Annotated in this window: 19 protein-coding genes, 1 tRNA gene and 1 pseudogene; 15 read left to right on the forward strand and 6 right to left on the reverse strand. The window is 72.2% G+C overall.

Annotation, left to right across the window (positions count from 1 at the left end):
- The first annotated feature begins 6 nt into the window (after nucleotides 1–6).
- Together M8C17_RS07715 and M8C17_RS07720 are read left to right on the forward strand one after the other, a co-directional pair.
- Entirely contained in the window at nucleotides 7–639 is a 633-nt protein-coding gene (locus M8C17_RS07715) for a hypothetical protein (protein ID WP_252415696.1), read from the forward strand.
- Between the two features lie 1,091 nt (nucleotides 640–1,730).
- Complete coding sequence (locus tag M8C17_RS07720) at nucleotides 1,731–2,288, forward strand: hypothetical protein (RefSeq protein WP_252415697.1); 558 nt, start codon at nucleotides 1,731–1,733, stop codon at nucleotides 2,286–2,288.
- Nucleotides 2,289–2,379: 91 nt separating this feature from the next.
- Here M8C17_RS07720 and M8C17_RS07725 read toward each other — a convergent pair whose 3' ends face one another.
- Nucleotides 2,380–3,852 carry an MFS transporter gene (locus M8C17_RS07725; RefSeq protein ID WP_252415698.1) on the reverse strand — a complete coding sequence of 491 codons (1,473 nt, stop codon included), beginning with the start codon at nucleotides 3,850–3,852 and terminating at the stop codon, nucleotides 2,380–2,382.
- 55 nt (nucleotides 3,853–3,907) lie between these two features.
- Nucleotides 3,908–4,144 carry a hypothetical protein gene (locus M8C17_RS07730; protein WP_252415699.1) on the reverse strand — a complete coding sequence of 79 codons (237 nt, stop codon included), beginning with the start codon at nucleotides 4,142–4,144 and terminating at the stop codon, nucleotides 3,908–3,910.
- A 155-nt stretch (nucleotides 4,145–4,299) separates the two neighbouring features.
- Between M8C17_RS07730 and M8C17_RS07735 the strand changes: the two genes are divergently transcribed.
- Nucleotides 4,300–5,454, forward strand: a complete 1,155-nt coding sequence (locus M8C17_RS07735) for a geranylgeranyl reductase family protein (RefSeq protein ID WP_252415700.1) — start codon at nucleotides 4,300–4,302, stop codon at nucleotides 5,452–5,454.
- 150 nt (nucleotides 5,455–5,604) lie between these two features.
- On the forward strand, nucleotides 5,605–5,784 hold the full coding sequence (locus M8C17_RS07740; RefSeq protein WP_252415701.1) for a hypothetical protein: 180 nt from the start codon (nucleotides 5,605–5,607) through the stop codon (nucleotides 5,782–5,784).
- 60 nt (nucleotides 5,785–5,844) lie between these two features.
- Here the strand turns inward: M8C17_RS07740 and M8C17_RS07745 are convergent, their stop codons facing one another.
- A complete protein-coding gene (locus M8C17_RS07745) occupies nucleotides 5,845–7,638 on the reverse strand; it encodes a bifunctional UDP-sugar hydrolase/5'-nucleotidase (RefSeq protein WP_252415702.1) in 1,794 nt (597 codons plus the stop codon).
- A 179-nt stretch (nucleotides 7,639–7,817) separates the two neighbouring features.
- Here M8C17_RS07745 and M8C17_RS07750 point away from each other — a divergent pair.
- A pseudogene (locus M8C17_RS07750) lies at nucleotides 7,818–8,705 on the forward strand (SDR family oxidoreductase); the annotation flags it as partial.
- A gap of 39 nt (nucleotides 8,706–8,744) precedes the next feature.
- On the opposite strand, the gene M8C17_RS07755 reads toward M8C17_RS07750, so the two are convergent.
- Both M8C17_RS07755 and M8C17_RS07760 read right to left on the reverse strand, forming a co-directional pair.
- Complete coding sequence (locus M8C17_RS07755; RefSeq protein ID WP_308209384.1) at nucleotides 8,745–9,404, reverse strand: nucleotidyl transferase AbiEii/AbiGii toxin family protein; 660 nt, start codon at nucleotides 9,402–9,404, stop codon at nucleotides 8,745–8,747.
- Entirely contained in the window at nucleotides 9,401–9,742 is a 342-nt protein-coding gene (locus M8C17_RS07760) for a hypothetical protein (RefSeq protein ID WP_252415762.1), read from the reverse strand. The genes M8C17_RS07755 and M8C17_RS07760 overlap by 4 nt, the downstream gene beginning before the upstream one ends.
- 980 nt (nucleotides 9,743–10,722) lie before the next feature.
- Between M8C17_RS07760 and M8C17_RS07765 the strand changes: the two genes are divergently transcribed.
- The 10 genes from M8C17_RS07765 (at nucleotide 10,723) to M8C17_RS07810 (ending at nucleotide 22,291) form a co-directional block, all read left to right on the forward strand.
- A complete protein-coding gene (locus M8C17_RS07765; RefSeq protein WP_252415703.1) occupies nucleotides 10,723–11,286 on the forward strand; it encodes a hypothetical protein in 564 nt (187 codons plus the stop codon).
- Nucleotides 11,287–11,660: 374 nt separating this feature from the next.
- The gene (gene fdh / locus M8C17_RS07770; RefSeq protein ID WP_252415704.1) at nucleotides 11,661–14,933 is read left to right on the forward strand and encodes a formate dehydrogenase; all 3,273 of its coding nucleotides are present in this window, start codon (nucleotides 11,661–11,663) and stop codon (nucleotides 14,931–14,933) included.
- Nucleotides 14,926–16,053: a 4Fe-4S dicluster domain-containing protein gene (locus M8C17_RS07775; protein ID WP_252415763.1), complete on the forward strand. Its 1,128-nt coding sequence runs from the start codon at nucleotides 14,926–14,928 to the stop codon at nucleotides 16,051–16,053. Before fdh ends, M8C17_RS07775 begins: the two co-directional genes overlap by 8 nt.
- Entirely contained in the window at nucleotides 16,050–17,195 is a 1,146-nt protein-coding gene (nrfD, locus tag M8C17_RS07780; protein ID WP_252415705.1) for an NrfD/PsrC family molybdoenzyme membrane anchor subunit, read from the forward strand. Before M8C17_RS07775 ends, nrfD begins: the two co-directional genes overlap by 4 nt.
- A 13-nt stretch (nucleotides 17,196–17,208) precedes the next feature.
- Nucleotides 17,209–17,304, forward strand: a tRNA-Sec gene (locus M8C17_RS07785).
- A gap of 22 nt (nucleotides 17,305–17,326) precedes the next feature.
- On the forward strand, nucleotides 17,327–18,631 hold the full coding sequence (gene selA / locus M8C17_RS07790; RefSeq protein WP_252415706.1) for an L-seryl-tRNA(Sec) selenium transferase: 1,305 nt from the start codon (nucleotides 17,327–17,329) through the stop codon (nucleotides 18,629–18,631).
- 2 nt (nucleotides 18,632–18,633) lie between these two features.
- The gene (gene selB, locus M8C17_RS07795; RefSeq protein ID WP_252415707.1) at nucleotides 18,634–20,388 is read left to right on the forward strand and encodes a selenocysteine-specific translation elongation factor; all 1,755 of its coding nucleotides are present in this window, start codon (nucleotides 18,634–18,636) and stop codon (nucleotides 20,386–20,388) included.
- Nucleotides 20,389–20,455: 67 nt separating this feature from the next.
- Nucleotides 20,456–20,653 carry a hypothetical protein gene (locus M8C17_RS07800; RefSeq protein WP_089022155.1) on the forward strand — a complete coding sequence of 66 codons (198 nt, stop codon included), beginning with the start codon at nucleotides 20,456–20,458 and terminating at the stop codon, nucleotides 20,651–20,653.
- A gap of 86 nt (nucleotides 20,654–20,739) precedes the next feature.
- Nucleotides 20,740–22,017 carry a hemolysin family protein gene (locus M8C17_RS07805; RefSeq protein WP_252415708.1) on the forward strand — a complete coding sequence of 426 codons (1,278 nt, stop codon included), beginning with the start codon at nucleotides 20,740–20,742 and terminating at the stop codon, nucleotides 22,015–22,017.
- Nucleotides 22,018–22,105: 88 nt separating this feature from the next.
- Entirely contained in the window at nucleotides 22,106–22,291 is a 186-nt protein-coding gene (locus M8C17_RS07810; protein WP_252415767.1) for a hypothetical protein, read from the forward strand.
- Between the two features lie 5 nt (nucleotides 22,292–22,296).
- Here the strand turns inward: M8C17_RS07810 and M8C17_RS07815 are convergent, their stop codons facing one another.
- On the reverse strand, nucleotides 22,297–22,944 hold the full coding sequence (locus M8C17_RS07815; RefSeq protein ID WP_252415709.1) for a hypothetical protein: 648 nt from the start codon (nucleotides 22,942–22,944) through the stop codon (nucleotides 22,297–22,299).
- Nucleotides 22,945–23,015 lie beyond the last annotated feature (71 nt).

The raw sequence follows: 23,015 nt of genomic DNA on the forward strand, positions 1-23,015 counted from the left end.
CCAATCATGCGGCTATCCCGCATCATCATGGCGCTCACGGTCGGCCTGGCCGTGGTGGCCGTGCCGACCGCGGCGGGGGCGGCACAGCCGCAGCCGCAGCCGTCGCCGACGATCACGGACACGCCTCAGCCACCGCCGTACGTGCCCGCACCCCCGTCGCTGACCGTCAACCGGCCGACGATCTTCCTCGGCGAGACGGTCGTGCTGACCGGCACCAACTTCGGTCCGAACGAGACCGTCGACATCACCGTGTCGGTCACGCCGCTGGCCGCCCCGGCTGCCGGCCAGGTGCCGGCCCGCCGCAGCGACGGCAGCACCGTGGCCATGGCTCCGGTGGCGTACCAGGCGAGTGCGCCGCTCAGCTTCACGGCGCGCACCAACTCCCAGGGCCGGTTCACCAAGAGCTACCGGCCGTCGGTGACGGGTCTGCTGACCTTCACCGCCACGGGCCGGGAGTCCGGCCGGACCGCCAGCGCCGAGCTGCGGGTGCTGCACAAGAAGCAGCCGCTGCCCGTCACCGGTGACAGCCTGGGTACGCCCATGAAGCTCGGCGGTGGCCTGGTCGGCGCCGGCGCGATCATGCTGCTGCTGACCCTGGCCTGGCGTCGCCGCCAGCGCTTCGGTGGGGCCGCGCACTGATCCGCACCACCACCGGGCAGGGCCCGGTCGCACTTCAAGCTGGCGCCCGTCGGAGCACTCCGACGGGCGCCAGCCTGTGTGCGGCTTGTTCCTGTCGTGTGCCGGGCGCTGGCCTTTGCGGGCCGGCCTCCCGGTTGTGCCGGGTGAGCGGCGGGGTGGCGGTTTGTGTGCCGGGTGCGTGGGGGGTGGGGTGGTCGCTGTCCGTCCCGGCGCGGCAAGCTCACCCCGCTCGGTGATCACCTTCCGTGCCGATATCGGCCGGGCATTTCGGTGCCCGATCCGCCGACAGTCTCGGACGCCGGATCCTGGAGGGCCTGGCCACGGTGCCTGGGCCGACGATCGGCAGGACCCGGACGACCGCGTCCTGATACCTGCCCCGGCACGGCATCTCCTGGCCTGGTGGCCGTCGTTGCGGTGGTGGCGATACCTGTGAGGCATAGATATGCCTCTGAGGTATCAGGCGTCTTGTCGAGACCGGCCGGATGTCGCCTCGTGGTGGGTGATCGACTCGGTGTCGGTGATGTCGTGGTGTCCTGGGGTGGCGATGCCCCGATGTCAGGGATACCGAGTGGATCACCACCGCAGGGGGCCGGGGGAGTGGCCTGTTGTCCGGTTCATGCCGGGTTGACCTGTGACCCGGTGCACCCGTGCGCCGGAATGGGGGCCGGCCGGGGGTGGTTACATACCCTGACGATCGCAGCACCACGGCCCGCCGCCCCGACCCCCCCGGGTTGGAATGCCAGGCCACCCCCGGTCGTTGCAGACCCCCTGAACGACGACCGCACCAGCACCCGCACGACGGGGTGCCGATGGACGGGCCACCCCCGGAATGACCCCGGCCCGGCGGTCGTTACACATCCCCGAACGACCGCACCAGCACCGCACGACAGGGTGCCAGCGGATGGGCCACCCCCGGAATGAGCCTGGCCCGGCGGTCGTTACACACAGACCCGGCGCCACGAGCCCTGCGCCCGTGAGCCGCCGAACTGACTTTCCCCGTGTTTGAGAGCGCCGGACGAGGTGCTTGCACCCCTATGCCGTTCCCCCGAGCGGCTCGATCGGGTGTCTACCCCCGTGAAGGAGCTACCCCCATGAACACGATCATCCGTAAGAGCATGCTGTCCGTTGCTGGTCTCGCGTTCGCCGGTGGTGTGTTCGCCGGTCCCATCGCCGCCCACGCCGCTGCTCCGGTCGATGCGAAGCCGGTTGCGGTTGCGGTGCAGACCGTCAAGCCGCAGGGCGAGCAGTCGCACATCGATCTGAACGATGAGCAGGTGGCGAACGTGAAGGCGATCATCGCCGCGACGAAGAAGGCGGGCCTGCCGGAGCGGGCCGCGGTCATCTCGATCGCGACGAGCCTGCAGGAGTCGAAGCTGGAGAACCTGGGCCACCTCGGCGATATGAACGATCACGACTCGCTGGGCCTGTTCCAGCAGCGGCCGAGTTCGGGTTGGGGTACTCCGGAGCAGATCACCGACCCCGACTACTCGACCACCGCGTTCCTGAAGGGTTTGAAGCAGGTTGACGGGTGGCAGGACATGCCACTGACCGACGCCGCGCAGACCGTGCAGGTATCGGCCTACCCGGACGCCTACGCCCAGTGGGAGCAGCAGGCCACCGACCTCGTCACCCAGCACTGGAACAGCTGACCCGCATAGAGCAACCCGACCGCTGGCCGGCACCCGACACGGGTGCCGGCCAGCGGCATGTCTGCACGCGGCCCGCGTACCCCTGGGGTTGTCAGTCTTGCGCGTGACCGCGAGTACGCAGGATGTCGATCAGCGCGGCGATCAGGGCGAGCGCGATGATCCCGGCGGCCAGCGTGAGTGACTGTTCGAAGGCTTTGGTCCAGTTGCCCCGGCTGTCGGCCAGCGAGGAGAAGAACATCGAACCGACGGCGGCGATGCCGGCCGCGGAACCGATCCGCTGACCGGTCTGGAGCATGCCGGCGCCGCTGCCGGCCTGGGGGACCGGCACCTGGGCGAGGGTGAGCGTCTGGTTGGGAGCGATCACCAGGCCGCTGCCGAGGCCGGCGACGAGCAGCGGGCCGGCGGTGACCCAGGGCGCCGGGGCGTCCGGAGCGAGGCGCAGCACGACCACCGTTCCGGCCAGCCCGATCACCACGGCCAGCAGGCCGATGGCCACCAGTGGCCGGCCGAAGCGGTTGACGATCCTCCCGCCCAGCACGGCGGCCGCGGCTGAGCCCAGGGCGAACGGGGTGATGGCCAGACCGGCGACGAGCGCGCTGTAGCCGAGGCCGTTCTGCAGGAACAGCGTGAAGATGAAGAAGATCGCGGTGAAGCCGCCGAAGTAGACAAGGGCGATCAGCGACCCCAGGGTGTACGACTGGAAGCTGAACAGGCGCAGGTCGAACAGCGGTTCCTGGTGCCGGGCGTACCACCGCTCCCAGAGCCCGAAGGCGACCAGCACGGCGAGACCGGCCGGTATGAGCGCCCACTTCCACGGGGTGCGCCACTGCTGCTCCTGCACCAGTGGCAGCAGGATCAGCACCACGCCGACGCCGAGCAGCAGCACGCCGACGGGGTCGAGTCTGCGCCGGGTCGGCTGGCCTTCGGGGCGGCCGGGCAGCAGCCGCCAGCCGAGGATCGCCGCGAGGATGCCGACCGGGACGTTGACGAAGAAGACCCACCGCCATCCGTGTTCCTCGCCGCCGATGGCGATGAGCAGGCCACCGAGCAGTGGCCCGACGGCGGTAGAGATGCCGATGGTGGCGCCGAGGATCCCGAAGGGGCGGGCCCGTTCCGGCCCTCGGAACAACTCCTGGATCAGCCCGATCACCTGGGGGTTCACGATTCCCGCGGCGGCGCCCTGCAACAGTCGGGCGGCGACCAGCCACGTCGGGGAGGTGGCCAGGCCGGCGAGTGCGCTGGTCGCGGTGAACAGCGCGATGCCGAAGACGAACGCGTTGCGTCGCCCGCGGGCGTCACCGAAGCGGCCGGCCGGCACGAGCACCAGGCCGAAGGTGAGCGCGTACCCCGAGAGGACCCACTGCAGGTCACTCGGGGAGGCGTGCAGCGCGCGGTCGATGGACGGCACCGCGACGTTGACGATGCTCACGTCGAGCAGCGTCATGAACGCGGCGACGAGTCCGACTCCGACGGCCTGCCAGCGTCGCCGATTCCCCGCCGCGTCGATGGGCTGCGGCGTCTGGGCCGCGCTCACCGGGACCCCCGTCGACCGTCGATCATGCATTGCTCACCGCTACCCCGGTCGGCGGGGCGGGAACCGTCGCGGGTGGTGCCCAGCGTCACGCCATCTGGCGGGCGCAGAACCGTGGACCGAAGTCGAGCCCGGCCATCGGCGAATCCTCGCGGTGCAGCAGGCCCTTCTCGGTGAGCAGATGCAGCGGGTTGTCCATCTGCTCCGGGGTCAGCCCGGACTCCTCGGCGATCAGGTCCGGGTAGGGCACCTGGCCGCGCGCCTCAAGGGCGGTCACCGCCTGGTAAACCCGTTGCTCGACCTCCGACAGTTGCACCTGCTGCATGATGTCCTCCTTCACTCGTCCGCCTCTGTGCAGACGGTTGCGCCGCGTCGGTTACCCCCTGATTGACCGAAGATGCCCACTCGATCGGGGGTCGGTGCGGTGCGCGGGAGGTGCCGTGGCGGGGTCGGCGAGCGGGGGTGCCATAGGCTGCACCGGTGATCGTCTGGGATCTCGTCGTCGTCGGCGCCGGCCCCGCCGGGCTCTCCGCGGCGCACGTCGCCGCCCGCGCCGGCCTCCGCACCCTCGTCGTCGAGCGCGCCGCGCATCCGCGGTACAAGACCTGCGGCGGTGGCCTGATCGGCACCTCGTTGGCGGCCGTGCGGGACCGGATCGAGGTGCCCGCCAACGACCGGGTGGACCGGGTGACGTTCACCCGCGACGGCCGCCGGGAGTTCACCCGCCGGCACGACAGTCCGGTGCTGACCATGGTGCGCCGCGAGGAGTTCGACGACCGGCTCCGCGCGGCGGCGGTCGCCGCGGGCGCGCAGCTGCGGGAGCGGGTCGCGGTCCGCGCGATCGAGCAGGACCCCGAGGTGGTACGTCTGCGGCTGGCCGACGGTACGACGATCGCGGCTCGCACGGTGGTCGGTGCGGACGGCTCGTCCGGGGTGACCGCACGGCACGTGGGGGTCCGGTACCGGCAGGTGGACCTGGGGTTGGAGCTGGAGGTGCCGGTGCCGCCCGACGAGCAGGAACGCTGGCGGGGGCGGCTGCTGCTGGACTGGGGTGCGATGCCGGGCTCGTACGGGTGGGTCTTTCCCAAGGGCGACAGGCTGACGGTCGGTGTGATCGCGGGCCGGGGCGCGGGGGAGGGGACCAGGGACTACCTGCGGCGGTTCGTCGACCGGTTGGGTCTGACCGGGCTGCCCGCGGAGCACGACTCGGGTCACCTGACGCGCTGCCGTGACGAGGATTCGCCGTTACGGAATGGCCGGGTGCTGGTCGTGGGGGACGCGGCCGGGCTGCTGGAGCCGTGGAGCCGGGAGGGTATCAGCTACGCGCTGCGCTCCGGCGAGCTGGCCGGAGCGGCGGTCGCCGACGGTGACCTAGCCTGGTACGAGAGGGCGGTGGCCGAGCGGCTGGTGCCGTCGATGCGGGCGGGGTTCCGGCTGCTCGACCTGTTCGTTCGCCGCCCGGAGGTGTTCCACGCCCTGCTGGCGACCCCGCAGGGCTGGCGGATGTTCGTCCAGTTCTGCCAGGGCCGGGCGAGCTTCGACGAGATGATGCGACGCCGGCCGATCCGCGCGGCGCTCGCGGTGCTGGAGCGACTGCCGAGCCCTCGTCGCCAGGCCGCCCCGACCCTGCCGTGACCTGCCGGTCCTCGCCATTCACCCAGGATCCTAGGATGCCTTACGGGTTGTGACCCCGCCGCCCGAACGTCGGACCGAATCGCGCCGACCGGACCGGTGGCGCCAGGCGCCCAGATCGCCGGACAATGACGGGGGAGCAGGGGGGTGCACATGGCCGAGCAGCCGTTCACCGATGACGAGTACGAGTTCCTGCGCCACATCCGGTTCGGGGAGTTGCCGCCCGCCGTCCGCCCCGACGAGCGGGTCGAGCTGACCGAGAGCGAAGCACGGCGTGACCAGCCCGACCCGTTGGACGACCCGGTTCACTGGAACCTGCGCCACGCCGGCTGAGAACGCGAAACGGGCCGCGGGTGTCGCCACCCGCGGCCCGCCGCGACACGAACCCGCCGGTCAGAAGACCGGCACGCCCTCGCGTACCAGCCGCCAGTTGGGCTGGAAGAAGTCGGCCGGGTCGATCGTGCCCCTGGCCTGCGCCCAGTCGATGAGCAGTTGGCGGATCTCCTGCTGCGCGTTGTAGACCTGGGTCTTCACGATGCCGGGGAAGTTGCCGCCACCGCTGCGCCGGTAGTTGTTCACCGCCATGACGAACTGCGCCTCGTCCGGCACCGGCGTGTCCGTGCCGGGCAGCACCAGCCGGGTGATCCGCTGGCCCACCGGCTTGGAGATGTCGATGTCGTAGTCCAGGCCGGAGATTACGTCGTAGTTGTAGTCCGGCACCGTCGGCGAGTCGCTGATCTGCTCGGGGTCGACGGGGGCGCCCGGCGCGAACGTCCGGAAGTACTTCGCCGAGTACTCCAGGTACGCGCGCACCTCGGCGCCGCTGAGCACGACCGCCTCGAGGGTGTTGTCGAAGACGTACAGCCCGGCGACGTCGCGGATCTTCACGTCACCGGCCGGGAAGACCGCCGTGCGGCTGAACGGCGACGCCTGCGACAGCACCGGCAGGTTGGCGTACGGCGTGCCGGCCAGCGCCGTGCTGACCGCCTCGGCCTGCACGTGGTTGATGAAGTCCAGGATCGGGGTGTCCTTGTACCGCGACTCGACGGTGGACATCTCGACCGTGGCCTGTGCCACGACCTGGTTGACGTACGCCACGGTCTTCTGGTGCTGGGCCCGCACCGCGGCGAGCACCTTCGGGTCCTCCACCACCGTGTTGGTGTTCAGCATGGTGGCGGCCTTCTTGGTGATCGTCCACCGGCCGTGCTCGCGGGCGAGGGTGAAGTCCATCCGGGTGAGCCGTTGACCCCACTTCGATGGCTCGGAGAGCAGCACCTGCGCGCCGGTCTGCTCGTTGGTGACGAACTTCTCGACCACCTCGTTGTGCGCGTGACCGAAGAGGATCGCGTCGATCCCCGGCACCTGCTGGGCGATCAGCGCCGTGGGGTTCTCGTTGGGCAGCTCCGGGCCGTAGCTGGAGGTGCCGCTGTCGCCGCCGTGCGCGGAGATCAGCACGATGTCCGCGCCCCGGGCCCGCATGATCGGCACGTACTTCGCCGCCGTGGCGATCATGTCGTCGAACCGCAGCTTGCCCTCGACGTTGCCCTTGTCCCAGATCGCCACGCCGGGGTTGGTCAGGCCGAGGATGCCGACCCGCAGGGTCGGTGCGGCGAAACCGAGGGAGACCTTCTTGATGACGTACGGCAGGAAGGCCGGCTTGCCGGTCTTCGCGTTGACGGCGTTCGCGGCGAGGGCCGGGAAGCCGAGCTGGCGGATCCACAGGTCCAGCAGCGGCAGGCCGTAGTTGAATTCGTGGTTGCCCAGCGTCACCGCGTCGTAGTCGATGACGTTCATGGCCCGGGCCATCGGGTGCTTCTCCCCGGTGGCCGTGATCGGCTCCTGCTTGGCGTAGTACGTGGCGAGCGGCGTGCCCTGGATGGTGTCGCCGGCGTCCAGCACCAGCGTCGCCTTGCCGCGCCGCTCCCGCCGGATCTGGTTGATGAGGGTGGCCAGCTTCGCCACGCCGATGTCGTTGTGCTTGCTGTCGTCGTACTCGGCGTCGCGGTAGTAGTCCCAGTTGTAGACGTTGCCGTGGGTGTCCGACGTGCCCAGGAGGGTGAGGTCCCAGGTGCGTGACCGGGCCGCGTCGGCCGCCTGCGCGGGCGCGGCGGCGATCAGCGGGGCGGTCGCCGCCGCGGCCGCGGCGGCGAGCACCTGGCGACGCGACGGGCCGGAGGGAGAGGTCATGACGTGCCTTTCCATGGGGGTGGACGCGCCTCGTGGGCGACTCGCGCACCATAACCAGCAGCAGTCACCGCCGCCACGCCAGCCCCGCCGTTCCCTGCGGTTTCCTCCCGGCGGCGTGGGGTAGGGCCGACAGGGACGATGTTCGCGGGACGACACCCGCGCTGCGCGAGGAGATGTCGGTGAGTGAGGACCAGCACACCCAGCAGGACCCGACCAGCCAGTACGGCCAGCAGTCCGGCCAGCCCGGCCAGCAGCAGTCCCCACCCGGGTCGACCGGTGACATGACGCCGAAGCCGGACCACGGCGAGGAGTCGTACCGGGGCAGCGGAAAGCTCGACGGCAGGCGGGCGCTCATCACCGGCGGTGACTCGGGGATCGGTCGGGCCGTCGCGATCGCGTTCGCTCGCGAGGGCGCCGACGTGCTCATCTCGTACCTGGGCGAGGAGGAGGACGCCGACGCCCGCGAGACCATCCGCCTGGTGGAGGACGCCGGCCGGCGGGGCATCGCGGTACGCGGTGACATCACCGACGAGGCGCACTGCCAGGAACTGGTCGACCGGGCGGTGCGCGACCTGGGCGGCATCGACATCCTGGTCAACAACGCGGCGTACCAGATGTCGCAGGACAAGGGCATCCTGGGGATCAGCACCGAGCAGTTCGACCGCGTGCTCAAGACCAACCTCTACGCGATGTTCTGGCTCTGCAAGGCCGCCATCCCACACCTGGGCGAAGGCGCGGCGATCATCAACACGGCGTCGATCCAGGCGTTCGACCCGTCGCCGCAGTTGCTGGACTACGCCACCACCAAGGCGGGGATCGCCAACTTCACCAAGGCCCTCGCCGCCGACCTGGCCGAGAAGGGCATCCGCGTCAACGCGGTGGCGCCGGGCCCGGTCTGGACGCCGCTGATCCCGGCCACGATGCCGAGGGAGAAGGTGGAGCAGTTCGGCACCGACACCCCGGAGGGTCGCCCCGGCCAGCCGGCGGAGCTGGCCCCGGCGTACGTCTTCTTCGCCTCTCAGGAGTCCAGCTACGTCACGGGCGAGATCCTGGGCGTCACCGGCGGTACGGCTCGTTTCTCCCGCGGGCTCGTTGCCGTGTCCGCGTCAGCGCGGCCAGGCGGCGAAGCGTTGCCGGACGCGCCTGACGTCGCCGGGATTCAGGCCGTAGCGCCCGAAACGCTGGTCGGACAGCCGGTCCAGGTAACGCCCGGCGGCCCGCACGTCCGCCGGATCCAACGCCGGGTCGACCTGCCGGGCCAGCACCAGCAGCTCGGTCACGTCGTAGTGCTCCAGGGCCGCCGCAACGTCGATGAAGTCACGGACCTCCCGTCGGTTGACCAACGCCGCGATCTTGTTGGCGACCAGGTCGCGGACGTCCATCACCGGGCCGAGGTCCATCACCACCGGGCTCTGCTGACGGTCGAGCCGGGCCAGACTGAGCCGGATCTGCCGCCCGTCGCGGCTCACCACGAAGTCCTTCATGTCCCGGCCGTACCCGTCGAACAGGTCGGCGAGATCACTGTCCGGGTCGGCGTCGGTGACCACGTACCCGGCCCGCTCCAACGCCGCGCGCACCCCGGCCGAGGCCGCCGCAGCGGCGCCCTCCACGTCGGCGAAGAGGTCCACGTCCTCCGTGGGACGGGCCACCAGGCCGTGCGCCGCCCAGGCCACACCCCCGCCCAGCACGAACCGGTACGGCCCGGCCGCGGCCAACGCCACCCGGGCCACCTCGCGGTAGAAGTCGTGCAGGTGTGAGGACGTCACGCCGCGCGCAGGCCGCGGTGCCGGCTCTCCCACGCCTGGCGTACGCCCCGGGGCAGGTTGAGCAGCCGCCACACCCGCCGCAGTGTCCGGCCGTGGATCAGCACGCGCAGGTCCTCGGCGCGGGTGGTCTCACGCAGAACGTTCTCGTACATCCAGAGGAGCTGGTCCGGGTCGCCGAGGTCGAAGGTGCGCTCGGCGTTCCACATCAGGCGTACCGGCAGTTCCACCACACCCCGGGTCGGGCCGCGCAGCTCGACGAGCGTGCGCGCCACCACGGCGGGGCGACCCGGGCGGGCCAGGAAGGCCACGCCGGTCGTGGTGGGGGAGACGGCCTGCATGGTGTCAGGGTAACGCCCGCTGGTGCTCGTGTCGCTCACGCCTTTCCAGTCTGGGCCGAACGCGCACCCTCAGGTGGCGCTGCTGAGTGGGTGCGGTGGCGGTTTGTGTGCCGGGTGCGTGGGGGGTGGGGTGGGGCCGCCGTGCCCGGCTCCGGGCGGTCAGGCTTGATCCCTGCGCCGGGCACGGCGGGCCCCACCCGTCGGTGGTCGCCGTCCGTCCCGGCGCGGCAGGTTCACCCCGCACTATCCGTCCTGGTGTACGCGCCGAAAGGCGGCGCCTCCGTGCTTCGTCGGTGGTCCCCGTCAGTCCTGACACCTCCGCTGGGATGGTCAGGCCGGACCGGCAGGCGGTCGCTGTCATAGGGGTGATACCTGTGAGGCATAAATATGCCTCTGAGGTATCTGGCGTCTTGTCGAGACCGGCCGGGTGTCGCCTCGTGGTGGGTGATCGACTCGTTGTCGGTGATGTCGTGGTGTCCTGGGGGGTGGGGATGCCCCGATGTCACGGATGCAGAGTGGATCACCACCGCTGGGGCCGGTGTGACGCCGGAACGGTGGGGCGACCTGACCCGGGAGTGGCCTGTTGTCCGGTTCATGCCGCGTTGACGTGTGACCCGGTGCATCCGGGCGGCGGAATGGGGGCCGGTCGGGGGTCGTTACATACCCTGACGATCGCAGCACCACGGCCCGCCGCCCCGACCCCCAGGGTTGGAATGCCAGGCCACCCCCGGTCGTTGCAGACCCCCTGAACGACGACCGCACCAGCACCCGCAGGACGGGGTGCCAGCGGATGGGCCACCCCCGGAATGACCCCGGCCCGGCGGTCGTTACACACAGACCCGGCGCCACGAGCCCTCCGCCCGTGACCCGCCGTGAGACTTTCCCCCGTGTTTGAGAAGCGCCGGACGAGGTGCTTGCACCCCTATGCCGTTCCCCCGAGCGGTGATGAGGGTGTCTACCCCCGTGAAGGAGCTACCCCCATGAACACGATCATCCGTAAGAGCATGCTGTCCGTTGCTGGTCTCGCGTTCGCCGGTGGTGTGTTCGCCGGCCCGATCGCCGCCCACGCCGCCACCCCGGTCGATGCGAAGCCGGTCGCGGTTGCCGTGCAGACCGCCAAGCCGAGCCCGCAGGGCGAGCAGTCCCGGATCACCCTGAACGACGAGCAGACCGCCAACGTGAAGGCGATCATCGCCGCGACGAAGAAGGCGGGCCTGCCCGAGCGGGCCGCGGTCATCTCGATCGCGACGAGCCTGCAGGAGTCGAAGCTGGAGAACCTGGGCCACCTCGGCGACCGCAACGACCACGACTCGCTGGGTTTGTTCCAGCAGCGACCGAGCTCGGGTTGGGGTACCCCGGAGCAGATCACCGACCCCGACTACTCGACCACCGCGTTCCTGAAGGGTTTGAAGCAGGTCGACGGGTGGCAGGACATGCCACTGACCGACGCCGCGCAGACCGTGCAGGTATCGGCGTACCCGGATGCCTACGCCCAGTGGGAGCAGCAGGCCACCGACCTCGTCGCCCAGCACTGGAACAGCTGACCCGCATAGAGCAATCTGATCGCTGGCCGGCACCCGAGAGGGGTGTCGGCCAGCGGTGTGGGTCGTAGGCTGGATGTCGCGACCGCCGGTGGCCGGGGAATGATGCCGGGCCTGGGCTGGTTGTGGACAGTGTCGGTGTGACTCAGTGTCCCCGGGCCTCACCTAATATCGCCTTCGCGGAATACCGTTCGGCTGGAGCCGCGTCGCGCCACTCGCCGAGAGGCGACCTGCACACCGACACCAGCGCCGCCCCCGGCCCACCGGCCGGGGGCGGCGCTGTCTGTGCCGGACGGTTCGGTGATCCCTCGGTTCGCGAAGCTGACTCGGTTGACCTATGTTCAGAGGGTCGCTCGCGTGGGAGGGGGTGTCGGGGGATGGGTCTGCGGACCTTCATCGAGGGTTGGCCGGTCTACCGGCAGCTGACCGGCACCGATCCGCTGGGCCGGGGCGCGGCCGCGCAGTCCGCCCGCTCGGCGGGGCTGACCGCCCGTACCGAGGATGCCGACAGTGTCGCCCGCTCGGTCTGCCCGTACTGCGCCGTGGGTTGCGGTCAGCGGGTGTTCGTCAAGGACGGCCAGGTCACCCAGATCGAGGGCGACCCGGACAGCCCGATCTCGCGGGGGCGGCTCTGCCCGAAGGGCGCGGCCAGCAAGAGCCTGGTGAACAGCCCGCTGCGGCAGACGACGGTGCGCTACCGCCGGCCGTACTCGACGCAGTGGGAGGATCTGGAGCTCGACACCGCGGTCGACATGATCGCCGACCGGATCCTCGCCGCCCGCGAGCAGACCTGGGAGGACGTCGACGCGCAGGGCCGGCCGCTGAACCGGACGCTGGGTATCTCCAGCCTGGGTGGGGCGACGCTGGACAACGAGGAGAACTACCTCATCAAGAAGTTGTTCACCGCGATGGGGGCACTCCAGATCGAGAACCAGGCCCGTATTTGACACTCCGCCACCGTCCCCGGTCTGGGGGCCAGCTTCGGTCGTGGCGGTGCGACGGACTTCCAGCAGGACATCGCCAACGCTGACGTGATCGTCATTCAGGGCTCGAACATGGCTGAGGCGCACCCGGTGGGTTTCCAGTGGGTGATGGAGGCCAAGCGGCGCGGCGCCAAGGTCTTCCACGTCGACCCGAGGTTCACCCGGACCAGCGCGCTGGCCGACTCGTACCTGCCGATCCGTGCGGGCAGTGACATCGCGCTGCTGGGCGGGGTGGTGCGGTACATCCTGGACAACGAGCTGGACTTCCGGGAGTACGTGCTCTCGTACACCAACGCGGCGACGATCGTCAGCGAGCAGTTCAGCGACACCGAGGACGGTGACGGCTTCTTCTCGGGCTTCGACCCGGAGACCGGCAGCTACGTGCAGGACAGCTGGCAGTACGAGGGGCACGAGAACTCCTCCGGCAGTGGACACACCGCCAAGGAGCGGGACTCCGCCGCCGGCCTGCGGCACGAGTCGCACGGCGCGCAGGTGGGCGGTCAGACCAGGCGGGATGAGACGTTGCAGCACCCCCGCTGCGTCTACCAGATCCTTAAGCGGCACTTCGCGCGCTACACGCCGGAGATGGTGGAGCGGGTCTGCGGTATCCCGCAGGAGAAGTTCCTCGAACTCTGTGAGGCGTGGACGGCGAACTCCGGTCGGGACCGCACCGGCATGCTGATCTACTCGGTCGGTTGGACGCAGCACAGCGTGGGCGTGCAGTACATCCGCACCGGCGCGATCATCCAACTGCTGCTCGGCAACATGGGTCGCCCCGGCGGCGGGGTGATGGCGCTGCGCGGGCACGCGAGCATCCAGGGTTCCACCGACATCCCGACGCTGTTCAACCTGCTGCCCGGCTACCTGCCGATGCCGCACCACGCCGACCACCCCACTTTCGACGAGTGGGTCGACAGCATCCGGCACCCGGGGCAGAAGGGCTTCTGGGGCAATGCCCGATCGTTCGCCGCCAGCCTGTTGAAGGCGTACTGGGGTGACGCGGCGACCGAGGAGAACGACTACTGCTATGGCTACATGCCGCGGATGACCGGCGATCACGGCACGTACCAGCAGGTGTTGAACATGATCGACGGGAAGGTCAAGGGATACTTCCTGCTCGGGCAGAACCCGGCGGTCGGGTCGGCGCACGGCCGGGCGCAGCGCCTGGGGATGGCGAACCTGGACTGGTTGGTCGTCCGGGACCTGTTCATGATCGAGAGTGCGACGTTCTGGCAGAACGGCCCCGAGGTGGCCACCGGTGAGATCGTGCCCGAGGAGTGCCGTACGGAGGTGTTCTTCCTTCCCGCCGCGTCGCACGTGGAGAAGGAGGGCAGTTTCACCCAGACCCAGCGGTTGTTGCAGTGGCGGGAGAAGGCCGTCGAGCCGCCGGGCGACGCCCGCTCGGAACTGTGGTTCTTCTACCACCTCGGTCGGAGGCTGCGCGAGAAGCTGGCCGACTCGCCGTTGCCACGCGACCGGGCGCTGCTCGACCTCACCTGGGACTACCCGACACACGGCCCGCACGCGGAGCCGAGCGCCGAGGCGGTGCTGCGCGAGATCAACGGGTACGACGTGGCGACCGGCCGACCGCTGTCGAGCTTCGGCGAGGCCCGCGCGGACGGCTCCACCGCGATCGGCTGCTGGATCTACACCGGCGTGTACGCCGACGGCGTGAACCAGGCCGCCCGGCGCAAGTCCCGCCACGAGCAGGACTGGGTGGCGGCGGAGTGGGGTTGGGCGTGGCCGGCCAACCGCCGGATCCTCTACAACCGCGCCTCCGCCGACCCCGAGGGCAGGCCGTGGAGTGAGCGCAAGAAGTACGTCTGGTGGGACCCGGAGAAGGCCGAGTGGACCGGATACGACGTGCCGGACTTCGAGAAGACCAAACCGCCGTCGTACCGGCCGCCGCCCGGGGCGTCCGGAACGGAGGGCATCGCCGGCGACGACCCGTTCATCATGCAGGGCGACGGCAAGGGCTGGCTGTACGCGCCCAGCGGAGTCCTGGACGGGCCGATGCCCACCCACTACGAGCCGGTCGAGTCGCCGGTACGCAACCCGCTCTACCGGCAGCAGGCCAACCCGACCCGCAAGATGTACGCGCATCCGGTGAACTCGGTGAACCCGAGCCCGCCGGAGGAACACAGCCAGGTCTTCCCGTACGTGTTCACGGTCAGCCGGCTCACCGAGCACCACACCGCCGGCGGAATGAGCCGGACCGTGCGCCCGCTGGCCGAGCTGCAGCCGGAGATGTTCGTCGAGGTCTCCCCGGAGCTGGCCGGCGAGGCTGGTCTGGAGCATCTCGGCTGGGCTCATCTGGTCAGTGGCCGCGCCGTCATCGAGGCGAAGGTGCTGGTGACCGACCGCCTCACCCCGCTGCGGGTGGACGGCCGGATCATCCACCAGGTCTGGCTGCCGTACCACTTCGGGTTCGAGGGACTGGTCACCGGCGACTCGGCCAACGACCTGTTCGGGATCAGCCTCGACCCGAACGTCCTGATCCAGGAGAGCAAAATCGGTACCTGCGACGTACGGCCGGGCCGTCGGCCCACCGGGCCAGCGCTGCTCGACCTGGTGGCCGAGTACCAGCGGCGCGCCGGCATCATCCCGGGTCGGAACGCCCCGGCGGTCACCACCGACAGCGATGGGGAGGGAAGCGGTGATTCCTGACCCGAACAGTCTGTACGGTCCGTTGGACCCGGCCCCGGATGCCGGTTGGTCGTCGGCGCCGCCCCGGATGGGGTTCTTCACCGACACCAGCGTCTGCATAGGCTGCAAGGCGTGCGAGGTGGCCTGCAAGGAGTGGAACGGGGTGCCCGGCTCCGGCCTTGACCTGCTGGGCATGTCGTACGACAACACGGGCGCGTTGACCGCGAACTCGTGGCGGCACGTCGCGTTCATCGAGCAGCCCCGCCCGGCAGGGCACCGCACCCCACCGTTCGCCGGGACGCCGACCGGCGCCCCGGTCAGCGCGACGTCGGCCGCCGTCGCGGCCGGCACAGGCAACCGGACCGGCACGGACCCGGGATTGCCGACGGGTGCACCGTCGGCCGCTGCCCGGATGGCCGGCGGGCCGGCCGACGTGCTCGGCGACCCGGTCGCCCCCGGTCCTGAACCGCTCCATCCTGGACAGGGACCGGGCGACACCGGCTCGGGTCCGCAGTTCCTGGGGATGCCGGGTGCGCAGCCGCCGGGGCGAGGCACCGGCGCGGAGGGACGCGCTGATTTCCGGTGGCTGATGATGTCCGACGTGTGCAAGCACTGCACCCACGCGGCGTGCCTGGACGTGTGCCCGACGGGTTCGCTGTTTCGGACCGAGTTCGGCACGGTCGTGGTGCAGGAGGACATCTGCAACGGCTGCGGCTACTGCATCTCCGCCTGCCCTTACGGCGTCATCGACCAGCGCAAGGACGACGGCCGGGCGTGGAAGTGCACACTCTGCTACGACCGGCTCGGCGCGGGGATGACGCCGGCCTGCGCGCAGGCGTGCCCGACCGAGTCGATCCAGTACGGGCCGTTGGAGGAGTTGCGGGAGCGGGCGGCCGCGCGGGTGACGACGTTGCACGAGCGGGGAGTCCCCGAGGCTCGGCTGTACGGGCACGACCCGAACGACGGCGTCGGTGGTGACGGGGCGTTCTTCCTGCTCCTCGACGAGCCCGAGGTCTACGGCCTGCCACCGGACCCGATCGTGACCACCCGCGACCTGCCCAAGATGTGGAAACGCGCCGGCCTCGCCGCGCTCGCCATGGCGGCGGCGACCGTCGCCGCGTTCGTCGGAGGTACCTCGTGAGTCCACAGCGCCCTCCGGTAGGTGACCGGTTCCGTCGCTTCCGCGACCGGCTGGCCGCCGACGGCACCGACCGCCTGGTCGCCGACGGCACCGACCGGCTGGAGACGAGCGGCGACCACTCCGGTCGGCGGGCGGGCCGGCGCGGCGGTCGTCGCGGGGGCGGCGAGGAGGTGCGGGTGCCGGAGGCCGAGTTCACGTCGTACTACGGCCGACCCGTCCTGAAGGCGCCCGTCTGGAAGTGGGACATCGCCGCGTACCTGTTCACCGGCGGGCTGGCCGCGGGTTCGTCGCTGCTCGCCGCGGGCGGGCAGCTCACCGGGCGGCCGGCACTGCGCCGGGCCGGTCGGGTCACCGCGCTGGCCGCCGTCAGCGCCAGCGCCGTCTTCCTGGTCAAGGACCTCGGCCGGCCGGCGCGCTTCCACCACATGCTGCGGGTGGCGAAGCCGACCTCGCCGATGTCGATGGGCACCTGGATCCTCACCGCCTTCGGGCCGGCCGCCGGGATCGCCGCGATCGCCGAGGCCGCCGACTGGCTGCCCCGGCACGGGCTGCTCGGGATGGCCCGCCGAGCACTGCCGCCGGTCGGTCACGCCGCCGGGTTGCTCGCCGCCGGCACCGCACCCGCGCTGGCCACGTACACCGGGGTGCTGCTCGCCGACACCGCGGTGCCGTCCTGGCACGAGGCGTACCCCGAACTGCCGGTGATCTTCGCGGGCAGCGCGCTGGCCAGCGGCGCCGGTGTGGGTCTGCTCGCCGCGCCGCCGGCGCAGGCCGGGCCGGCCCGCCGGATGGCGGTGGCCGGGGCGGCCCTGGAGCTGTTCGGCGCGCACCGCGTGGAGACCCGCCTCGGCCTGCTCAGCGAGCCCTACCGGCTGGGCCGGCCCGGTCGGCTGCTGCGCGCCGGTCGACTGTTGACCTCGGTCGGGGTGGCCGGCGCGCTGCTCGGCCGGCGCAGTCGGGTGATCGGCGGGGTCTCCGGCGCCGCGTTGCTGGCCGCGTCGGTCGCGACCCGGTTCGGGATCTTCTACGGCGGCGTCGCCTCCGCCCGCGACCCCCGGTACACGGTGGTTCCGCAACGCGAGCGGGTCGACGCCCGACGGGCGGATCTGTCACCTGACCGGGCGGCCCCGCCTGCGTTGTGATCGAATGTCCGGTGGAGGCGTTCAGGCGGCTGGTGCCCCTCCCGGTCTTCAAAACCGGAGTGGTCCGGGACCCGGGCCAGGCGGGTTCGATTCCCGTCCGTCTCCGCCAACGCGCGGCAGGAGATGACGTGATGGGCGAGGGGCCGGTGGACCCGCGACGCCGGGTGCCCCGCACCGACACCCTCCTCGCCGACCCGCGGCTCGCCGCGGCCATCGCGACACTCGGCCGCGACCGCGTCAAGGCGGTCGTCGCCGGCGCCCAGGAGCGGGCCCGGCGCGGCGAGATCAGCCCCGACGAGGTCCGTGACGCCGCCGTCGCCGCGCTGCCCGCGCCCGGCCCGCGCGCGGTGCTCAACGCCACCGGTGTCGTGCTGCACACCAACCTGGGCCGGGCGCCGCTGTCACCCACCGCGGTCGCCGCCGTCGTGGCCGCCGCCGGGCACACCGATGTGGAGCTGGACCTGACCACCGGGCGGCGTGCCCGACGGGGCCGCGACGCGCTCGACGCGCTGGCCGCCGCCGTGCCCGACGCGGGCGCCGTGCACGTGGTCAACAACGGCGCCGCCGCGCTGGTGCTGGCCGCCACCGCCCTGGCCGCCGGTCGGGAGATCGTGGTCAGCCGGGGCGAGCTGGTCGAGATCGGCGACGGCTTCCGCCTGCCCGACCTGCTGGAGAGCACCGGCGCCCGGCTGCGGGAGGTGGGCACCACCAACCGCACCAGGCTCGCCGACTACGCCGCCGCGGTCGGCCCGCACACCGGTTTCGTGCTCAAGGTCCACCCGTCGAACTTCCAGGTCACCGGCTTCACCTCGGCCACTCCGGTGCGGCAGCTGGCGACCCTCGGCGTGCCGGTGGTCGCCGACATCGGCTCGGGGCTGCTCACCGGGGATCCGCTGCTGCCCGACGAACCGGACGCGGCCAGCACCCTGCGTGCCGGCGCCGCGCTGGTTACCGCCAGCGGCGACAAACTGCTCGGCGGCCCGCAGGCCGGGCTGCTGCTCGGCGACGCCGAGTTGGTCGAGCGGCTGCGCCGCCATCCGCTGGCCCGGGCGCTGCGGGTGGACAAACTCACCCTGGCCGCGCTGGCCGCCACCCTGCACCGCCCGGACACACCGACCCGGACGGCTCTGCACGCCGACCCGGGCGTCCTGCGGCAGCGGGTGGAGCGGCTGCGCGACCTGCTCGGCGCGGACGGTCGCAAGGCGGAGGTGGTGCCGGCGATCGCCGTCGTCGGTGGCGGGGGCGCCCCCGGCGTGGAACTGGATTCCTGGGCGCTGAGCCTGCCCGAGCGGTACGCCCAGCCCCTGCGCACCGGTGACCAGCCGGTGCTCGGTCGGGTCGTGCGGGGCCGGCTGCTGCTCGACCTGCGCTGCGTGCCCGCCGACGCCGACGACGCGGTCCGGGCGGCCGTGCTGCGCGTACCCGGGGACGACTGACCGTGTTCGTCGTAGCGACCGCCGGGCACGTCGACCACGGTAAGTCGACCCTGGTCCGGGCGTTGACGGGGATGGAGCCCGACCGGTGGGCCGAGGAACGCCGCCGGGGGATGACGATCGACCTGGGCTTCGCCTGGGCGACGCTGCCGTCGGGCGGCACGGTCGCCTTCGTCGACGTACCCGGGCACGAGCGTTTCGTACCGAACATGCTGGCCGGGGTCGGACCGGTGCCGGCGGCGCTGATCGTGGTCGCCGCCGACGAGGGGTGGATGCCGCAGTCCGCCGAGCACCTGGCCGCGCTGGACGCGCTCGGCGTCGCGTACGGCCTGCTCGCGGTGACGCGCGCGGACCTGGCCGATCCCGGGCCGGCCACGGCCCGGGCGCGGGCGGAGATCGCGGCGACCAGCCTCGGCGCGGTGGAGACGGTGGCGGTCAGCGGACTGACCGGCGCCGGCCTGCCGGAGCTGCGGGCCGCCCTGGACCGGCTCGCCGCCCGACTGCCCGCCCCCACCCTGGACGATCCGGTCCGGCTCTGGGTGGACCGCAGCTTCACCGTGCGGGGCAGCGGCACGGTGGTCACCGGCACGCTCGGCGCCGGCCGTCTGCGGGTCGGCGACGAGTTGGAGCTGGCCGGAGCCGACGAACCGGTCCGGGTCCGCGGCCTGCACTCCCTCGGTCAGGCCCGGCCGGAGGCGGCGGCGGTGGCCCGGGTGGCGGTCAACCTGCGCGGCACACCCCGCGACCGGCTCGGCCGCGGCGACGCGCTGCTCACCCCGGGCCGGTTCCACCACAGTGACCTCGTCGACGTCCGGCTCACCGGCGACCCGGCGGCTGACCTGCCGGCCACCCTCACCCTGCACATCGGGTCGGCGGCGGTGCCGGCGCGGGTCCGCCCGCTCGGCCCGGACACCGTCCGGCTCCGGTTGGCCCGTCCGCTGCCGCTGCTGGTCGGCGACCGGGCGCTGCTGCGCGACCCGGGCCGGCACCACGTGGCCGGTGGGGTGCGGGTGCTGGACGTGGCGCCGCCGCCGCTGACCCGTCGGGGCGCGGCGGCCTCCCGCGCGCAGGTCCTGGCCGGCCTGGACGGTCGGCCCGACGTGGCCGGGGAGCTGCGCCGCCGCCGGCTGATCCGGGCCGGCGCGCTGCTCCGGATGGGTGTGCCGGTGCAGGCGGCCCCGGTGGCCGGTGACTGGCTGGCCGACCCCGGGCACTGGCGGCGACTCGGCGAACAGTTGATCGAGGAGGTCGCGCGCCACTCCCGGGAGCACCCGCTGGAGCCCGGCATGCCGGTGGACGCGTTGCGCCAGCGTCTCGCGCTGCCCGACCGGGTGCTGGTCGAGGCGCTGGTCCGGCCGCCGCTGCGGATCCACGCCGGCCGGGTCGGCACGGCGAGTGCCAACGCCCTGCCCGAGCCGGTGGCCCGGGCCGTGCAGCGGGTCCGCGACGAGTACGGCGACCGTCCGTTCCGCGCCCCCGAAGCGGACCGCCTCGTCGACCTCGGCCTGGGCCCCCGGGAGATCGGGGCCGCCGTGCGCGCCGGGGCGTTGCTGCGGCTGGCCGACACCGTGGTGCTGCTGCCCGACGCGCTCGACGACGCGGTGCGGGTGCTGGCCGGGCTGCCCCAACCGTTCACCCTCTCCGCGGCCCGTCAGGCGCTGGACACCACCCGCCGGGTGGCGGTGCCGCTGCTGGAACTGCTGGACCGCCGGGGCGCGACCCGTCGACTGCCGGACGACGCCCGGATCGTCGTCGGCTGAGCACGCCGTGCCGGGCTGACCCGGCCAACCGGCCACCGCACCTGCGGTGGTCACCTACGGTGACGCCATGGACCCTTCGGCGGTCTGGCGGGACCGGCAGCACCGGTGGCGGATCGAGGCGTACCGCGCCCCGGACCTGCGCTTCGCCATCTACGCGACCAACGGTCCCACCGAGTCCGCCCCGCTGTGGCTGTTCGGCATGTCGGCGCTGGCACGGTGGCTGATGACCCACGCCATCTCGCTGGACGACCTGGAGACCGACTGAGGACGGCCCGGGCGGGCGGAAACCGGACCCAGAGCCGCCCCCGCTGCGGTTGAGTGACCTGAGGCGGCGGCGGACGGGGGTACGCGATGGGCGTTCAGCTCGGGCAGTTGGCGCTGGTGGCCGTGCTGGTGCTGGTCAACGCCGCGCTGTCCGGCAGTGAGATGGCGCTGGTGACGCTGCGCGAGGGGCAGCTGCGGCGGCTGGGTCGACGGACCAGCGCCGGCAACCGCCTGGTCCAGCTCACCCATGACCCGAACCGCTACCTGGCCACCATCCAGCTCGGCATCACCCTGGCCGGGTTCCTCGCCTCGGCGGCGGCCGCGGTGTCGCTGGCCGAGCCGCTGGTCGCGCCGCTGAGCTTCCTCGGCGCGGCGGCCCGCCCCACCGCGGTGGTGCTGGTGACGGTGGTGCTGACCTTCGTCACGCTCGTGCTCGGCGAGCTGGCCCCGAAGCGGCTGGCCATGCAGCGCGCGGAGCGCTGGGCGCTGCTCAGCGCCGGCCCGCTGGACCTGCTCGCACGACTGTCCCGCCCGGCGGTCTGGCTGTTGAGCCGCACCACCGACGCGGTGGTCCGGCTGGCCGGCGGCGACCCGCGCGCCAGTCGGGAGGAGATGACCGAGGAGGAACTGCGGGAGATGCTGGTCAGCCAGCGCGGCCTGTCGTCCCAGCAGCGGGAGATCCTGACCGGCGCGTTCGACATCGCCGGGCGGACGCTGCGGGAGATCCTCGTGGCGCGGCGGGAGGTGACCACCCTTCCGGCCAGCCTCCCAGCCGACGAGGGGGTACGCGCCCTCGCGACTGCCGGCCGCTCCCGGGCGCCGGTCACCGGCCCGGGTGGGCTGGACGAGGTGATCGGCGTGGTGCACATCCGCGACCTGGTGCGGGCCGGTGCCGGGACGGTGGGGGAGCGGGTGCGGCCGCCGCTGCTGCTGCCGGTCACCCTGCCGGTCTCCGACGCGTTGCGTCAGCTGCGTCAGGAGCACCAGCAGTTGGCCCTGGTGGTCGACGAACACGGCGGCATCGACGGCATGGTCACGCTGGAGGACCTGCTGGCCGAGGTGGTCGGCGAGTTGTACGACGAGACCGACCGCGACGTGCGCGGGGTGACCCGGGAGCGGGACGGTTCACTGCTCGTGCCCGGGGACTTCCCGCTGCACGACCTGCCCGACCTGGGGGTGCGGCTGAGTTTCCCGCTGTCAAGGGAGTACACCACCGTGGCCGGGCTGGTGCTGGCGCGGCTGGGTCACCTGCCGGACAGGCCGGGGGAGACGGCGCGGGTGCCGGGCCTGACGCTGGAGGTGGTGGAGGTCGCCGACCGGGCGGTCCGCCTGGTGCGGTTGAGCGGGTTCGTCACCGACCGCTGATCCGAGTTCGCCGTCCCCGCCACCCGAACGGGGGACAATTACGCCGAATTCGCACCGCAACGGATGGGCGCCGCATACGGTGCGAGACGTGAAGGACCGAGGTTTGCGTACGTTCGTCACCGTGCTGGCCGGCCTCGCGGTGATCTACTTCGGCAGCGCCGGCCGCAGCCCCGACGAGGGTGGCGGCATCTCCGGCGGAGTGGTGGTCCTGGCGCTGCTCGCCGCGCTGCTGGTGTGGCACCTGACCCGGCCGGGCGACAAGACCGTGAAGTGAGCGCCTCAGCGCGCGGCGCGGGTGACCTCGCCGGCGGACTCCTCGCCGAGCGCCACCCTGACCAGCGCGGAGGCGAGCCGGCCGAAGTCCGGCTCGTCGACCAGCCCGGCCAGCCTGTCCGGTGAGCCCGGCAGGCCCAGCCGCTTCGCCCCGGCGAGCGCCCGACGGTCGGCGTACGGGCGCAGGTCGGACCAGACCGTCTGCGCCTCGCGCAGGTAGATGTCCGCGCCGGTGGGCCCGATGCCGGGAAACTCGGTGAGACGCCGGCGCAGCCCCGCCGGATCACCCTCGGCCTCCCGGTGCAGCCTGCGCAGGTCCCCGTGCCAGCGGTCCAGGCACAGCCGGGCGCCGGTGCCGAGCATGGTGGCCGTCCGCTCGTCGTAGCGGCGGTAGTGGCCCCGGCCCAGCGCGTCCACCCGCTGCTGCCAGCTGGCCGCCTCCATCGCCTGCGGTGTGCGGTAGCCGGCGGCGAACAGCTCGCGGGCGGCGTCCACGGCCACGCACGCCCGGATCCGGGTGCTCAGCAGGGTGGCCAGAACCAGCAGCTGGTACAGCGGCCCGGGTCGGTCCGACAGCCGGATGCCGGCCTGCTCCGCGTACGTGTCGTGGTGTCGGTCCAGCAGGACCCGCGCCACGGTTCGGTCGTCGCCCACGTCCGGTGGGTACCCGCCCGGCCGGCGGCTAGCCCTTCCGTCGGCGGCGGGTCCGGAATGCCGCCCGGTCG

The organism is Micromonospora sp. RHAY321, assembly GCF_023896955.1.
In the GTDB taxonomy this organism is placed as follows: domain Bacteria; phylum Actinomycetota; class Actinomycetes; order Mycobacteriales; family Micromonosporaceae; genus Micromonospora.